This window comes from Actinomadura formosensis NBRC 14204 (assembly GCF_001552155.1).
Lineage (GTDB): Bacteria > Actinomycetota > Actinomycetes > Streptosporangiales > Streptosporangiaceae > Spirillospora > Spirillospora formosensis.
The window spans coordinates 1-14,851 of record NZ_BCQQ01000154.1 but is presented as its reverse complement, the minus strand read 5'-3'; the positions used below and the strand labels follow the sequence as shown (position 1 = coordinate 14,851).

General features: G+C 70.8%; 14 protein-coding genes. All 14 read left to right on the top strand.

The features are described from left to right. A partial coding sequence (locus AF1_RS28675) for an ABC transporter permease (RefSeq protein ID WP_067806205.1) occupies positions 1–1,919 on the top strand: 1,919 nt, incomplete at its 5' end. After that, positions 1,912–2,661, top strand: coding sequence for an ABC transporter ATP-binding protein (locus tag AF1_RS28670; RefSeq protein WP_067806203.1), 750 nt, complete (start codon positions 1,912–1,914; stop codon positions 2,659–2,661). The genes AF1_RS28675 and AF1_RS28670, both read left to right, overlap by 8 nt. Beyond that, on the top strand, positions 2,654–3,421 hold the full coding sequence (locus AF1_RS28665) for an ABC transporter ATP-binding protein (protein WP_242608998.1): 768 nt from the start codon (positions 2,654–2,656) through the stop codon (positions 3,419–3,421). The genes AF1_RS28670 and AF1_RS28665 overlap by 8 nt, the downstream gene beginning before the upstream one ends. A gap of 6 nt (positions 3,422–3,427) precedes the next feature. Next, a complete protein-coding gene (locus tag AF1_RS28660; RefSeq protein WP_067806202.1) occupies positions 3,428–3,781 on the top strand; it encodes a hypothetical protein in 354 nt (117 codons plus the stop codon). A gap of 89 nt (positions 3,782–3,870) precedes the next feature. After that, entirely contained in the window at positions 3,871–5,070 is a 1,200-nt protein-coding gene (locus AF1_RS28655) for an NADH:flavin oxidoreductase (protein WP_067806199.1), read from the top strand. After that, positions 5,063–6,733, top strand: a complete 1,671-nt coding sequence (locus AF1_RS28650) for an AMP-binding protein (protein ID WP_067806197.1) — start codon at positions 5,063–5,065, stop codon at positions 6,731–6,733. The genes AF1_RS28655 and AF1_RS28650 overlap by 8 nt, the downstream gene beginning before the upstream one ends. Positions 6,734–6,764: 31 nt before the next feature. Beyond that, positions 6,765–7,928 carry an acyl-CoA dehydrogenase family protein gene (locus tag AF1_RS28645; RefSeq protein WP_067806195.1) on the top strand — a complete coding sequence of 388 codons (1,164 nt, stop codon included), beginning with the start codon at positions 6,765–6,767 and terminating at the stop codon, positions 7,926–7,928. Continuing rightward, positions 7,925–8,947 carry a bifunctional MaoC family dehydratase N-terminal/OB-fold nucleic acid binding domain-containing protein gene (locus AF1_RS28640; RefSeq protein WP_067806192.1) on the top strand — a complete coding sequence of 341 codons (1,023 nt, stop codon included), beginning with the start codon at positions 7,925–7,927 and terminating at the stop codon, positions 8,945–8,947. Before AF1_RS28645 ends, AF1_RS28640 begins: the two co-directional genes overlap by 4 nt. Then, positions 8,947–10,017, top strand: a complete 1,071-nt coding sequence (locus AF1_RS28635) for an acyl-CoA dehydrogenase family protein (RefSeq protein ID WP_067806188.1) — start codon at positions 8,947–8,949, stop codon at positions 10,015–10,017. The genes AF1_RS28640 and AF1_RS28635 overlap by 1 nt, the downstream gene beginning before the upstream one ends. Before the next feature lie 23 nt (positions 10,018–10,040). Then, the gene (locus AF1_RS28630) at positions 10,041–10,445 is read left to right on the top strand and encodes a MaoC family dehydratase (protein WP_242608999.1); all 405 of its coding nucleotides are present in this window, start codon (positions 10,041–10,043) and stop codon (positions 10,443–10,445) included. Further along, positions 10,442–11,617: a lipid-transfer protein gene (locus tag AF1_RS28625; protein ID WP_067806183.1), complete on the top strand. Its 1,176-nt coding sequence runs from the start codon at positions 10,442–10,444 to the stop codon at positions 11,615–11,617. Before AF1_RS28630 ends, AF1_RS28625 begins: the two co-directional genes overlap by 4 nt. Then, positions 11,614–12,447, top strand: coding sequence for a MaoC/PaaZ C-terminal domain-containing protein (locus AF1_RS28620; RefSeq protein WP_242609000.1), 834 nt, complete (start codon positions 11,614–11,616; stop codon positions 12,445–12,447). The genes AF1_RS28625 and AF1_RS28620 overlap by 4 nt, the downstream gene beginning before the upstream one ends. A 393-nt stretch (positions 12,448–12,840) precedes the next feature. Beyond that, positions 12,841–13,470, top strand: coding sequence for an HNH endonuclease family protein (locus AF1_RS28615; RefSeq protein ID WP_067806180.1), 630 nt, complete (start codon positions 12,841–12,843; stop codon positions 13,468–13,470). A gap of 820 nt (positions 13,471–14,290) precedes the next feature. Continuing rightward, positions 14,291–14,851, top strand: a 561-nt coding sequence (locus AF1_RS28610; RefSeq protein ID WP_157419330.1) for a DUF222 domain-containing protein, incomplete at its 3' end; no start/stop codon positions are given.

The window sequence follows — 14,851 nt, the reverse complement described above, 5'->3', positions numbered from 1 at the left end:
TGTACCTGGCGCAGTGGATCTGGAACCCGGACGAGGCCCACACCGTGGACATGTTCTTCGGTGCGGGCGCGAAGATCACCGTGGCGGGCGTCGTGGTCCGGTACCACGAGATCGTCTGCCTGGTCGCCGCCGTGGCGATCGCCGTCGGGCTGCGGGTGCTGTTCACCCGCAGCCGGACGGGCGTGGTGATGCGCGGCTCGGTCGACGACCCCGACCTGCTGCGCCTGAGCGGCCACGACCCCGAGCGCGCCGCGATGCTGTCATGGGCGCTCGGCTCGACGCTCGCCGTCCTCGCCGGGGTGCTGATCGTGCCCATCAGCGGCGGCGGGCTGGACGCGAACGCGCTGACCCTGCTGGTGATCGACGCGTTCGCGGCGGCGATGTTCGGCCGGCTGCGCAGCATCCCCCGCACGTTCGCCGGGGCGATGGTCCTCGGCCTCGCCGCCAACTACGTGCTCGCCTACCTGCCGTCGGCGGGCACGTTCACCGGCAACCTGCGCGTCTCGCTGCCGATGATCGTGCTGTTCGTGGTGCTGGTGGTGCTGCCGCAGGACCGGCTGCGCGGGGCCGCGATCCGGACCCGCGAGCGGTACCGGGTGCCGACCGTCCGCTCGGCGGCGGTGTGGGGCGCGGTGCTGATCGCGGTGGTGTACCTGTACAGCCTGCTGCTGTCGGACGGCGCCGTCACCACGTTCGCGCTCGGCATGACGTTCGCGATCATCGCGCTGTCGCTGACCGTGCTGACCGGCTACGCGGGCGAGCTGAACCTCGCGCCGCTGGCGTTCGGCGCGGTCGCGACCGTGGTCGCGTTCCACGTCGGCGTGGCGGGCACCGGCCTCGCGTCCTACATGAGCATCCAGGGCGTGCTGCTGGGGGTGGCCGCGGCGGCGCTGATCGGCGGGCTGGTCGCGCTGCCGGCGCTGCGGCTGCGCGGCCTCTACCTGGCCCTCGCCACGATGGCGTTCGGCGAGTTCCTGTCGAACATGGTGCTGCGCGACACCACCGAGCACGAACTGTTCGGGATGAAGTTCACCCTCTTCCCCGGCGGGTCGCTGGTCGTCCCGCCGCTCAGGATCGGCCCGCTCAACCTGCGGGACGGGACGACGTCCCTGATGACCGCGACCGTGCTCTTCGTGCTGATCGCGGTGGGGCTGGCCGCCCTGCGCGGCAGCGGATACGGGCGGCGGCTCGCGGCGATGAAGGACAGCCCGGCCGCGGCGGCGATGCTCGGGCAGAACCTCGTCCGGCTGAAGCTGAGCGTCTTCATGATCTCCGCGGCGATCGCGGGACTCGGCGGCGTGCTGATGTCGGCGGCGACCGGCACCGTCGCGCAGGAGAACTTCTCGTTCGTCGGCAGCCTGTCCCTGCTGATGCTGGTCGTGGTGGCGGGCACCGGCTACATCAGCGGTGCCCTGTTCGGCGGCCTGATGGCGGGCGTCGGCGCGACCGTCCTGGTGGCGACGTTCAACGACCTCGCGCTGGAGAACGCGGGCATGGCCACCGTCTACACCACGCTCGGTCACCTCATCGTGGTCAGCACGGCGCTGCTCGGGATGGGCGTCGGCAAGAACCCGAGCGGTTTCGTGCACGACCTCATCGAGGGCTACCGGGCGGTCCGCGGCGCCGGACCCGTCCTGTACGGGGCGGGGGCGCTCGGCGCGGTGCTGTACGTCCTCGCGCTGACCGGCGTGATCGGGACCTGGACGTTCGCGCTCGCCGCCCTGTCGGTGATCATGCTCCTCCCCGTCTTCGGGCGCATGTACCTGGAGGAGCGGGGCGGGGACGGGGAGCGGCGCGCCCGTCCGGCGCCGCTGGAACTGATCGGCGTGGACGAGCCCTACACCGACGAACTGCGCGCACGGCTCGACCGCGAACTCGGCCTGCCGGCCCTTGAGAAGGGAGGGGTGGCCCGTGCCTGAAAGCGACCCCCTGCTCGAAACGCGGGGCATCACCGTCCGGTTCGGTGGCAACACCGCCGTGAACGATGTCGGCCTCGCCATGACCGAAGGGCAGATCACCGGGCTGATCGGCCCTAACGGCGCCGGCAAGACGACGATGTTCAACACCATCACCGGCTTGCAGAAGCCCGCGTCCGGCCAAGTGATGCTGGACGGAGCCGACATCACCAAGTTGTCCCCGGCCAGGCGCGCGCGCCGCGGCATGGCGCGGACGTTCCAGCGGATGGAGCTGTTCCTGTCGCTCTCAGTCCGCGACAACGTCCGCGTCGCGGGCGACATCCTGCGCAGCTCGACCCGCAAGCGCTTCGACCTGGACGAGGAGACCGACAAGATCCTCGAACGGACCGGGCTCACCGACATCGCCGGCCGCGATGTGTCCGACATCCCCATCGGACGGGCCCGCGTCGTGGAGGTGGCGCGTGCGCTGATGACCTCACCGCGCGTCCTGCTGCTGGACGAGCCCGCGTCCGGCCAGACCGAACGCGAGACAGAGGCGTTCGCGGAGATGCTCGCGGGCCTCGCCGGCGAGGGTCTCGCGATCTGCCTTGTCGAGCATGATCTGCCGCTCGTCATGAAGCTGTGCTCCACCATCCACGTGCTCGACTACGGCGCGCTCATAGCGTCCGGCACGCCGGCGGAGATCAAGGATTCCCCGGAGGTCATCGCCGCCTACATCGGCACAGAGGAGGCGTCACATGAGTGAGGTGATTCCGGAGCCGCGCACGGCGGGCGACGACACCGCCGGGCGGGGCACCGCGCAGGACGCCGTGCCGCTGCTCGAACTGGTGGACGTCCGCGCGGGCTATGGCGCCATCGAGGTCCTGCACGGCGTGAACCTGGCGTTGAAACCGGGTTCGCTGCTGGCGCTGCTCGGCCCGAACGGCGGCGGGAAGTCCACCACGATGCGCGTCTGCGCGGGCCTGCATCCGCCGACCGGCGGGGAACTGCGGTTCGCGGGACGCAAGGTGAACGGCATCTCGGCGCAGGACGCGGCCCGCCTCGGCGTGTGCTCCATCCCCGAGGGCCGCGGGATCTTCCCCAACCTGACGGTGCGGGAGAACCTGTGGGCCGCCACCGGAACCGGCGCCCGGCTGGAGGACCTGGAGGAGAAGGCGTACGCCCGCTTCCCGATCCTCGACGAGCGCCGCCACCAGCTCGCCGGATCGATGTCCGGCGGCGAGCAGCAGATGCTCGCGCTGTCCCGCGCGCTCGGCACCGATCCGGCGGTGCTGCTGCTCGACGAACTGTCCATGGGCCTCGCGCCCATGATCGTCTCCCGGATGTACGAGACGGTCGCCGAGCTGGTCGAGGGCGGCCTGTCGGTGCTGGTCGCCGAGCAGTTCGCCCGCGCCGTCCTGCCGATCGCCGACACCGCCGCGCTGATGCTGCACGGGCGCGTGGTGGCGGCCGGCCCGCCCGGCGAGATCGAAGACCGGCTGTCCAGCGACTACCTGGGAGGTTGACCCCGCATGCTCACCGAGGAACGACGCCGGCGGTTCAAGGACGACGTGGCGAACCAGAAGCTCAAGACCGACCAGTCCCGCCACGACGGGGTGCTCCGCATCGCCGGGATCGTCGCGATGGTCGCCGGTGTCGCCGGTGTCTTCATCGCCTACAACGTCTCGCTCACGAAGGACGACATGCGGGACGTGGGCTCGCTGCAGACGCTCGCCGTCGGGTTCCTGGCGGTGACCGTCCTCGGCGCGGCCCTGTACCTCGCCGCGGCCGTCACCCGCGTCCTGCGGCTGTGGCTGCTGCGCCAGCTCGTCGAGCAGCAGGCGCAGGCCGACCAGATCGCCGCCGCGCTGCGCGACAGGGGATAGCCACGGCGGTCGACGCTCCCGGTCAGCGGGATGTCCGGAGTGCCCGGACATCCCGCTGATTAACGTCTAGTCCGGATGGAGGACTCTGAATGAACGACCCGAAGCCCGACGTGCTCGCACCGGCGAAGCTGGGGCCCGTCACGCTGCGCAACCGCGTCATCAAGGCGGCGACGTACGAGGGGCTGACCAAGGACGGCCAGGTCACCGATGCGCTGATCGACTTCCATGTCCGGCACGCGCGCGGCGGCGTCGGGATGACGACCGTGGCGTACTGCGCGGTCGCGCCGGAGGGGCGCACCGACCGCAGGCAGATCCACTGGCGGGACGAGGCGCTGCCCGGCCTGCGCAAGCTGACCGACGCCGTGCACGCCGAAGGAGCGGCCGCCCAGGCGCAGATCGGGCACGCCGGTCCGGTCGCCAACCCCAAGAGCAACAAGCTGCCCGCGCTCGCGCCCAGCCGCCACTTCCACCTGACCACGCAGACCGTCGCGAAGGCCGCCACGCACGCGGACCTGGCGCGCGTCGTCGAGGCGCACGGCCGGGCGGGCCGGATGGCGATCGAGGCCGGGTTCGACTCCGTCGAGATCCACATGGGGCACAACTACCTGACGAGCTCGTTCCTCAGCCCGAAGGTCAACCACCGCAAGGACGAGTACGGCGGGTCGCTGGAGAACCGCGCCCGGCTGGCGCGCGACATCGGCCGCGCCGTCCGCGACGCCGTCGGCGACCGCATCGCGATCACCGCGAAGCTGAACATGGACGACGGCGTGCCCGGCGGCTTCTGGCTGGACGAGGCCGTCCAGGTCGCGCGGTGGCTGGAGGCCGACGGCTCGGTCGACGCCCTCCAGATGACCGCCGGCAGCTCCCTGCTCAACCCCATGTACCTGTTCAAGGGCGAAGCCCCGCTGCACGAGTTCGCCTCCGTCATGAAGCAGCCGACCAAGCTCGGGATCAAGCTCGTCGGCAGGCACTTCCTGAAGTCCTACCCCTACGAGGACCTCTACCTGCTCAAGGACGCCCGGCAGATCCGCGCCGCGGTGAAGCTGCCGATGATCCTGCTCGGCGGCGTCACCGACAGGGCCGGCATGGACACCGCCATGGCGGAGGGCTTCCAGTTCGTCGCGATGGCCCGCGCCCTGCTGCGCGAACCCGACCTCATCAACCGGATCAAGGACGAGCCGGACACCAGGTCGCTGTGCATCCACTGCAACAAGTGCATGACCGCGATCTACGGCGGCACCCACTGCGTCCTGTCCACCGAACCGGCCTGGGGAAGCGCGAGTGCGTGACGAGACGATCGCGGCGCTGCTGCTGGCCAGGCTGGGCGACGACCGTCCCGGGCTGCGCAGCCGCGAGCGGACGTGGACGTGGGACGAGGTCGTCCGGGAGAGCGCGGCCCGCGGGGCACTGGCCCGCGAGCTGCGCAGGGACGGCCCGTTCCACATCGGCGTGCTGCTGGAGAACGTCCCCGAGTACGTCCTGTGGCTGGGCGCGGCGGCGCTGAGCGGCGCCACGATCGTCGGCATCAACTCGACCCGGACCGGCGCCTACCTGGAGCAGGAGGTCCGCCACACCGACCTCCAGCTCCTCGTCACCGACCGGGCCGGGCTGAAGCTCCTGGACGGGCTCGACATCGGCGTCCCGCGCGACCGTTTCCTCCTCATCGACGATGACGGCTATCCGGCGCTCGTCGCGTCCCACGCCTGCGAGCCCGCGGCCGGCGAGCCGGTCACCCCCGAGACGCAGATGCTGCTGCTGTTCACGTCCGGGACGACGGGCGCGTCCAAGGCGGCGCGCTGCTCGCAGGGCAGGCTCGCCGAGCTCGGCCGCAACAACAGCGCCAAGTACGACATCAAACGCGACGACGTCTGCTACTGCTCGATGCCGCTGTTCCACGGCAACGCGCTGATGGCGCTGTGGGCGCCGTCGCTCGCGGCCGGCGCGACCGTCGTGCTGGCGCCCAGGTTCTCCGCCTCCGGGTTCCTGCCGGACGTCCGGTTCTACGGCGCGACGTTCTTCAACTACGTCGGCAAGGCGATCGGCTACATCCTCGCCACGCCGCGGCGCCCGGACGACGGCGACAACACGCTCACGCACGGGTTCGGCACGGAGGCGTCCCCCGAGGACAAGGCCGAGTTTCTGCGCCGCTTCGGTGCGACGCTCATGGAGGGCTACGGCTCCAGCGAGAGCGCAGGCATGATCAAGCGGGCGGCGGACGCGCCGCCGACCGCGTTCGGGCGCCCCGCCCACGACGGCGTCCGGATCGTCAACCCCGAGACGCTGGAGACCTGCGCGCCCGCGATCCTGGACGAGCACGGCCGCGTCACCAACGCCGAGGCCGCCGTCGGCGAGATCGTCGACGTGCACGGCGCCGCCAGGTTCGAGGGCTACTACAACAACCCCGAGGCGGACGCCGAGCGGGTGCGGCACGGCTGGTACTGGACGGGCGACCTCGGCTACATCGACCAGGCCGGGTTCCTGTACTTCGGCGGGCGGTCCGGCGACTGGATCCGGGTCGACTCGGAGAACATCTCCGCGCTGCTCACCCAGAACGTCGTCCGCCGCCACCCGAAGATCGTGGACGCGGTCGCGTTCGGCGTCCCCGACCCGCGCTCCGGCGACCAGGTGATGGCCGCGATCGAGATCCCGCCCGGCGTCGCGTTCGAGGACCTGGACTTCGCGGCGTTCCTCGCCGTCCAGGACGACCTCGGCACCAAGGGCGCGCCGCGGTTCGTGCGGGTCTCGCACGCGCTGCCGACGACCGGCTCGGGCAAGCTGAAGAAGAAGGAACTGCAGCTCGACGGCTGGCGCACCACCGATCCCGTGTTCCGGTGGGCCGGGCGCGCGGTCAAAGGGGCGGGGGCGCCCGAATACGTCCTGATGACCGAGGCGGACAAGGCGGCGCTGCGCGCGGAGTTCATCGCCGCCGGCCGCCGCCGTTTCCTCCCGTGAGTTTCTCCCGTGAGTTCACGAAAGGGCAGGTATGGATCTGCGTGAGTCCGACGCGCACCGCGAGCTGCGCGCGGAACTGAGGGCGTACTTCGCGGGCCTGCTGCCCGAGGACGTGCGGCGCCGGGCCGGCGAGCAGGGCGTGGGCGGCGACCAGTTCCGCGAGATCGTCAAGATGCTCGGCAACGACGGCTGGCTCGGCTACGGCTGGCCGGAGGAGTACGGCGGGCAGGGCAGGTCGGTCGCCGAGCAGTACGTGTTCTTCGACGAGGTGCAGCGGGCCGGGCTGCCGTTCCCGTTCGTCACCGTCAACACGGTCGGCCCGACGCTGATGCGGTTCGGGACGGACGAGCAGAAGAAGAAGTACCTTCCCGGCATCCTGTCCGGCGACGTCGTCTTCGCGATCGGCTACACCGAGCCCGACGCCGGCACCGACCTCGCCTCGCTGCGGACCAAGGCCGTCCGGGACGGCGACCACTTCGTCATCGACGGCAGCAAGGTCTTCACCAGCGGAGCCAACACCGCCGACCACATCTGGCTCGCGGCCCGCACGAACCCGGACGCGCCGAAGCACAAGGGCATCTCGATCCTGATCGTCCCGACGGACGCGGAGGGGTTCTCCTGGAGCCCGATCCCGACGGTCGGCGGGATGGTCGTCACGGCGACGTACTACAACGGCGTCCGGGTGCCCGCGTCGTCGGTCGTCGGGGACGTCGACGGCGGCTGGAACCTGATCACCACGCAGCTCAACCACGAGCGCATCGGGCTCGCCGCGCTCGGCGGCCGGATGATCCGGCTGTGGGAGGACGTCCGGGACTGGGCCCGCGAGAACGGCGCGCTCGACCTGCCCTGGGTGCGCGCCGACCTCGCCCGCACGCACGCCAGGCTTGAGGCGATGCGGCTGATGAACTGGAAGATGACCATGGCGGTCGAGGCCGGGACGCTGACGGGCGCGCAGGCCGGGGCCGCCAAGGCGTACGGGACGGAGACGCACATCTACGTCCAGCGGACGCTGACCGGCATCCTCGGGGCGGCCGGGCGGATCCGGCCCGAATCGCCGGGCGCGGTGCTGCACGGGCAGATCGAGCAACTGTCCCGGCAGGGCATCGTCAACACGTTCGGCGGCGGCGTCAACGAGGTGCTGCGCGACATGGTCGCCGTCCAGGGGCTGGGTCTGCCGAGGTCGAGGCGGTCATGAGCGATCACGGTTCCGGTGCGCACTCCGGTGAGTACGAGGACAGGCTCCAGGCGTGGGTCGGGCGGGAACTGCTGACCCGGCGCTTCGGGCAGGACCCGGTGAACGTCCCCATGATCCGGCACTGGGTCGAGGCCATGGCGGACGACAACCCGATCTACCTGGACGAGTCGGCCGCCCGGGAGGCCGGGCGGGACGGCGTCGTCGCGCCCGCGTCGATGGCGCAGGCATGGACGATGCGCGGATACGCGGCGTCCGTCCGCCCGGACGGGGAGCCGACCGGGATGGACGAGCTGACCGGACTGCTCGCCGAGGGCGGGTACACCTCCGTCGTCGCCACCGACTCGGAGTTCGAGTTCGAGCGCGAGCTGGTGCCGGGCGACCGCGTCAGCGTCGAGGAGGTCGTCGAGGCGATCTCCCCGGAGAAGAAGACCGGGCTCGGCGCGGGACGCTTCATCACCACCGTCCGGACCTACCGGGATGCGGCGGGCGAGGTCGTCGCGACGCAGCGGTGGCGGCTGCTGCGCTTCCGTCCCGCCGAGAAGCCCGCCCAGGAGCCCGCTGGGAAGCCCGCCGGGAAGCCGGAGGGCGAGGAGGCGGAGGCGAGGCCGCTGCGGCCCCGGCCCGCGATCAATCACGACAACGCGTTCTGGTTCGAGGCCGCGCGCGAGCACCGGCTCGTCATCCAGCGCTGCGCCGACTGCAAGTCGCTGCGGCACCCGCCCGGCCCCTGCTGCCCGCAGTGCGGCTCGTTCGCATGGGACACCGTCGAGGCGAAGGGCGAAGGCCACGTCTACAGCTACGTCGTCGCGCACCACCCCCGCCACCCGGCGTTCGGCTACCCGCTGGTCATCGCGGTGGTCGAGCTGACCGAGGGCACCCGGCTGATCACGAACCTGACCGGGGTCGAGCCCGCGGACGTGCAGATCGGCATGCCCGTCGTCCTCGACTGGATCGACCCGGACCCCGACCTGTCCCTGCCGGCGTTCCGTCCGGCCGACGCTGACGCTAAGGAGCGCTGATGGACTTCACCCTCGGCGAGGAACTGGAGGCCGTCCGGGACCTGGCCCGGCAGATCTTCACCGACCGGGCCACCCAGGCGCGGATCAAGGCCGCGGAGGAGTCCGAGCGGGGCTTCGACGAGAGCCTGTGGGCGGAACTGGGCGAAACGGGCCTGCTCGGTGTCGCGCCGCCCGAATCCGCCGGCGGGGCCGGGCTCGGGATCGCCGGGCTGGCCGTCCTGCTGGAGGAGCAGGGGCGCACCGTCGCACCCGTCCCGATCTGGCCGGCCGTCGTCGCGGCCCTGGCGCTCGCCTCGCACGGGCCGGCGGTGCGGCAGGAGGTGCTGCCCTCCGTTCTGGACGGGGCCGCGCGGCTGACGGTCGCGCTGGAGGAGTTCGGGCCGTCCGATCCGGCGGCGCCGCGGTGCGCGGCCGTCCGCGACGGCGACGGGTGGCTGCTGACCGGGACGAAGGCCGTCGTGCCCACGCCGTTCGGGACGAGTCACGTGCTCGTCTCGGCGTCGTCCCCGCAGGGTCCCGGCCTGTTCCTGGTCGAGACGTCCGCCGGGTCCTGGGAGCGCGCCGAGACCACCGGCCGGGACGTCGCCGGGCACCTCACCCTCGACGGCGCGCCGGCGCAGGCACTCGGCCCCGGTGCGCTGGAATCGGTGCTGCGGGCGGTCCGCGTCTCGCTGGCCGCGCTCCAGGTCGGCGTGGCCGACGGCGCGCTGCGCATGGCCGCCGACTACCTGGCCGGACGCGAGCAGTTCGGCCGTCCGCTCGCCACCTTCCAGGCCGCGCAGCACCAGCTCGCCGACTGCTACATCGAGATCGACGCGCTGCGCGTCTGCCTCTGGCACGCGGTCTCCCTGATCGCCGCGGGGGAGGACGCCGAGACCGCCGTCCTGGTCGCCAAATGGTGGGCGGACGAGGGCGGGCTGAACGTCGTCCACCGCGTCCAGCACCTGCACGGCGGCATCGGCGTGGACGTCGACTACCCGGTGCACCGCCACTTCCTGTGGGGCAAGCAGATCTCCGGGACGCTCGGCGGCGCGTCGTTCGACCTCGACCTGCTGGGGGCCGCCCTGTGAACCGGCGGTACGAGGACGTGGCGGTGGGGGAGGAGCTCCCCGAGCTGAGCATCCCGCTGACCCGCACGATGATCGTCGCGACCGCGATCGCGAGCCGCGACTACCAGGACGTCCACCACGATCCGTCGCTCGCGGTCGAACGCGGCTCCAAGGACGTCTTCATGAACATCCTGACGACCAACGGCCTCGTCGACCGGTACGTGACGAGCTGGGCCGGGCCCGCCGCCGTCGTGAAGGCCATCAAGATCCGGCTCGGCGCGCCCAACTACCCGGGCGACACGATGGTCCTGACCGGCACCGTCACCGGCAAGCGGTCCGGCGGCCGGGTCGAGATCGCCGTGCGCGGCGTGAACCGGATCGGGCCGCACGTCACCGGCACGGTCGTGGTCCAACTGCCCGCCGAACGAGCACAGGGGAGCGCGGCATGAGCGTCCTGCCGGGGGCGGCGGCGATCGCCGGGATCGGCGCCACCGAGTTCTCCAAGGAGTCCGGCCGCAGCGAACTGCGGCTCGCCTGCGAGGCGGTGCTCGCCGCCATCACCGACGCCGGGCTCCAGCCGTCCGACGTGGACGGGATGGTGACGTTCACCGCCGACACCAGCTCCGAGATCCACATCGCGCGGAACCTCGGCATCGGCGAGCTGAAGTTCTTCTCCCGCATCGGGCACGGCGGCGGCGCGGCCTGCGGCACCGTCCAGCAGGCCGCGATGGCCGTCGCGACCGGCGTCGCCGACGTCGTCGTCTGCTACCGCGCGTTCAACGAGCGGTCCGGGACCCGGTACGGCCTCGGCCAGGCGGACCGGCCCGTCGACGTCAGCGCGGACCGCGCCGCGTACTCGTGGATGACCCCGTTCGGGCTGTCGACCCCCGCCCAGTGGGTCGCCATGTTCGCCCGCCGCTACATGCACGAATACGGCGCGACGAGCGAGGACTTCGGCCGCATCGCCGTCATCGACCGGGCGCACGCCGCGAAGAACCCCGCCGCGTGGTTCTACGGGCGTCCGATCACGCTGGAGGACCATCAGGCGTCCCGCTGGATCGCCGAGCCGCTCCGGCTGCTGGACTGCTGCCAGGAGAGCGACGGCGGGCAGGCGCTCGTCGTCGTCTCCGCCGACCGGGCCCGCGACCTGCCGCATCCTCCGGCGCTGATCTGGGGGGCGGCGCAGGGGTCCGGCAACGACCAGCACATGATGACGAGCTACTACCGCTCCGAAATCACCGGCATCCCCGAAATGGGGCTGGTGGGACGGCAGCTCTACGCGCAGTCACGCCTGACGCCGGGCGACGTCCAGGCCGCCATCCTCTATGACCACTTCACGCCTCTGGTGCTGCCACAGCTCGAAGAGCTGGGCTTCTGCCCGAAGGGTGAAGGCAAGGATTTCGTCGCGGACGGCAACCTCGAACTGGGCGGGCGGCTCCCGTTCAACACCCACGGCGGGCAACTCGGCGAGGCGTACATCCACGGGATGAACGGCATCGCGGAGGGCGTCCGCCTGATCCGCGGCACCTCGGTGAACCAGCCGGGTGACGTCCACAACGTGCTGGTCACCGCCGGGACGGGCGTCCCCACCAGCGGCCTGATCCTGGGAGCGGACGCGTGAGCGGGCGGAGCGAGCCGGTGGGCGGCCCCTCCATGGGGAGCACGGGGGAATGGCGCGGCCGGGAGCTCGGCACCAAGACCGTCACCTACGACGAGACGCGTCCCATCCTTTACGCGCTCGCGGTGGGCGCGGACGCCTCCGACCTGGACCTGGTCTTCGAGGAGCGCCTTCGCGTCCTTCCCACGTTCGCGTTGACCCTCGCCCAGTGGGCCCCGGACGCTCTCGGCTCGGCCGGCGCGTTCGACATCCGGACGGCCGTCCACGGAACTCAGCGTCTCCGCGTCCTGAAACCCCTCCCGCGCTCAGGCTCGGTGGAGATGAAGGCCCGGGTGGCCGAAGTCTGGGACAAGGGCTCGGCGGCGGTCTTCGACGTGGCGGTGGAAAGCGAATACTTCGAAGCGACCTGGTCGCTGTTCGCCCCCGGCCGCGGTGGTTTCGGCGGTGACCGGGGCGCCTCCGCCCGTCGGCGTCCCGAAACGTCCCCGACCGGCTCACTGGCCGTCCGGACGGCCCCCAATCAGGCGGCTCTTTACCGCCTTCTGGGCGATCGCCATCACCTGCACATAGACCCGGAGGCGGCGAAGACGGCCGGAATGCCGCGCCCCATCATGCACGGCCTGTGCACCCTGGCGGCGATGACCCTCCCCTTGGCGTCGTCTCTGGGTGCGCACCCAGCGGACTTGGCCGAACTGGAAGGACGCTTCGCCGCCCCTGTGTTCCCTGGTGATGCCTTGCAGATCGACACCTGGAAAGACACCGAGGCGACCCTTTTCGAAGCGGCGGTGGACGGAAAGACGGTCATCTCCGCGGGCCGGGTCCGCTTCGCCTGACCGGCAGGCCGAGGGTTTCGCCTGGTCGGCAGGCCGAGGCTGTTTCGCCTGGCCGGCAGGCCGAGGCTGTTTCGCCTGGCCGGCAGGCTGAGGGTTCGTCTGACCGGCAGAACCGGTCTCGTGTCTGCTGATGGGCGCGAGACCGGTGCGCGCTTTTTCCTCCGCCGCGCCGCCGGCGATATCCGCCGCATTACCGGCAATGACGTCGCAGGTCGCGGGGGATGAGGGGCGGGACGTACGGCAGCATCCGACCAACGGCGGGTCCCTATCTGGGCAAAGCGTGATATTTATCCATGTTTGCCGTAAATGTCACCGTCGCAGTGTCGCCGTTTCCGGTCCCCCCTCGGGGCGCCCCCCGCCCTGGCCGGAACGGTCGCGGAAGGGCTCCCCCCGATGCGACGTCTGTTGCGGTTCCTGCTCCCGGCCGTCTTGAGCGCGGCGCTGATCGCCGTCCTGGACGTGCCGGCGTCCGCCACCCCGCCCAACATCCCGTCCGCCGCCACGGCCGCGAGCCGCCTGGCCGAACTCACCGTCGCCGCCGAATCGCACGCCAGCACCTACGATCGGACACTGTTCCCGCACTGGATCACCATCTCCGGGACGTGCAACACCCGGGAGACCGTGCTCAAACGGGACGGCACGAACGTCGTCACCGACTCCTCCTGCTACCCGACGTCCGGCCGCTGGTACTCGCCCTACGACGGCGCCACCTGGACCGCCGCGTCCGACCTGGACATCGACCACATGGTGCCGCTCGCAGAGGCGTGGGCGTCCGGGGCCTGGGCCTGGACGACGTCCCGCCGCCAGGCGTACGCCAACGACCTCGGCGGCCCCGAACTGTGGGCCGTCACCGACAACGTCAACCAGGCCAAGAGCGACAAGGACCCCGCGGAGTGGCAGCCGCCGCGCAGCGCGTTCCGCTGCACCTACGCCCGAGCGTGGATCCAGGTGAAGTGGTACTACGGCCTCACCGTCGACAGCGCCGAGAAGAGCGCCCTCACCTCGATGCTCGGCACCTGCTGACACCGCCGCGCCGCACCGTCCGGTGAGGCGACCACCGGGCGGCCGACCGGCCATCCGGTGGTCGTCGCGTCTACGAGGCCGGATGCCTCTGCCGGGGCTGGCGGCGGCCGAGCCGGGCGTCCCCCGATCCGGTGCCCGTTCACCGCCGTCGCCTTGATCTCGTGTCGCGGCTCGCTTACCGGGGTGTAGATCGCATGTGTGATTTTCGCTTGTCTGGCCATGCAATATTGGATCAATTTCTTCTGGCTGGACGGCTCCGTTGTCGTAGGTGCGCAAGGTGGTGGTCATGAGACGGTGTTGTCTTTTGGGGTGGCGATACGGTCGGATTGATGGGGGAGCTTTTCTTTTTTGGCTTCGTCTGGGGCTGTGGGCTTGGTCGTGCAAGGCATATTCGTTGTCGTGCGGTGGGGGCGGCGCTGCGTACGGGGCCGCCCCTCCAAAGTCAAGGGCGCCTTCGGCGTCGCTTCGCGATGGGACTTCGTCCCACCCTTGACTTCGGAGCCTCTGCGGCCCCTGGTGCAGCTTTTCGTCGGGCAGGCTCCGCCTGCCCCCTGCCCGACGCGCCGCCCCCACCGCCAGCCAAGAACCGTTGAATGACCGGTGTCATTGCGCCTCTCGTTAACGACCTGATGTCCTGATCGCCGGGGTGGTCGTTACTCGTCTGCTGTCGAGTCCGTGGTTATCGAAGTGGTGACCGGTGTCCGAATTTTCTTATTTGCCGTTTTGTTGGATGTCGTCAAGTTTTGGTGTGTCTTTGTGGTGACAATATTCAAGCCTTATTTGGAATGCTCGGGTGGGGGTGGGTGGATAAAATGGGGGTGTGGAAGCGGTTGCGGTCGACCTGGCGAAGGCGTCCACCATGGAATTGGTGAACGCCGCGTCGGCGATTGCGGCCGAGCTCGCTCGCCGCACTCCGCCGGAATCTCCGGCGGCCTGCATGGAACTCGCCGAGACCCTCGCCGCCGGTGGCGACATGCAAGAGGCCGCTCTTGCCGGATTCATCGGTGTCGTTGACGCCGGCCGGGAAGTGCAACGGTGGGGTTATCCCTCCACCCGCAGCTGGTTGCGCTCCCGGCTTGGGATGCGCGAGGCCCGCGCCAAGGAGCGGCTGACGTTGGCACGGCAACGGCACCGTCTTGCGGAGGTGTCGGACCGCTGGGCCACCGGTGACCTGTCCTTCGGATACGCCGCGACCATCGCCGATGCGATCGCCCGGCTGGACGACACCGACTGCCGGGCGGCCGAGGACATTCTGCTGGGCATGGTGGAGCAGGGTTTCTCGGCCGGAAAGGTCGCCACGTTCGGTAAACGCATCCGTGATGTGATTGCCGAGCGCGACGGCACCGAAGCCGTTCCCGATGCCGACACCCGGCGCGGGTAC

Excerpts from the sequence above, each read along its gene's own strand:
- AF1_RS28665 (WP_242608998.1), top strand. The coding sequence starts at position 2,654 with ATGAGTGAGGTGATTCCGGAGCCGCGCACGGCGGGCGACGACACCGCC.
- AF1_RS28660 (WP_067806202.1), top strand. The coding sequence starts at position 3,428 with ATGCTCACCGAGGAACGACGCCGGCGGTTCAAGGACGACGTGGCGAAC.
- AF1_RS28655 (WP_067806199.1), top strand. The coding sequence starts at position 3,871 with ATGAACGACCCGAAGCCCGACGTGCTCGCACCGGCGAAGCTGGGGCCC.
- AF1_RS28645 (WP_067806195.1), top strand. The coding sequence starts at position 6,765 with ATGGATCTGCGTGAGTCCGACGCGCACCGCGAGCTGCGCGCGGAACTG.
- AF1_RS28640 (WP_067806192.1), top strand. The coding sequence starts at position 7,925 with ATGAGCGATCACGGTTCCGGTGCGCACTCCGGTGAGTACGAGGACAGG.
- AF1_RS28635 (WP_067806188.1), top strand. The coding sequence starts at position 8,947 with ATGGACTTCACCCTCGGCGAGGAACTGGAGGCCGTCCGGGACCTGGCC.
- AF1_RS28625 (WP_067806183.1), top strand. The coding sequence starts at position 10,442 with ATGAGCGTCCTGCCGGGGGCGGCGGCGATCGCCGGGATCGGCGCCACC.
- AF1_RS28615 (WP_067806180.1), top strand. The coding sequence starts at position 12,841 with ATGCGACGTCTGTTGCGGTTCCTGCTCCCGGCCGTCTTGAGCGCGGCG.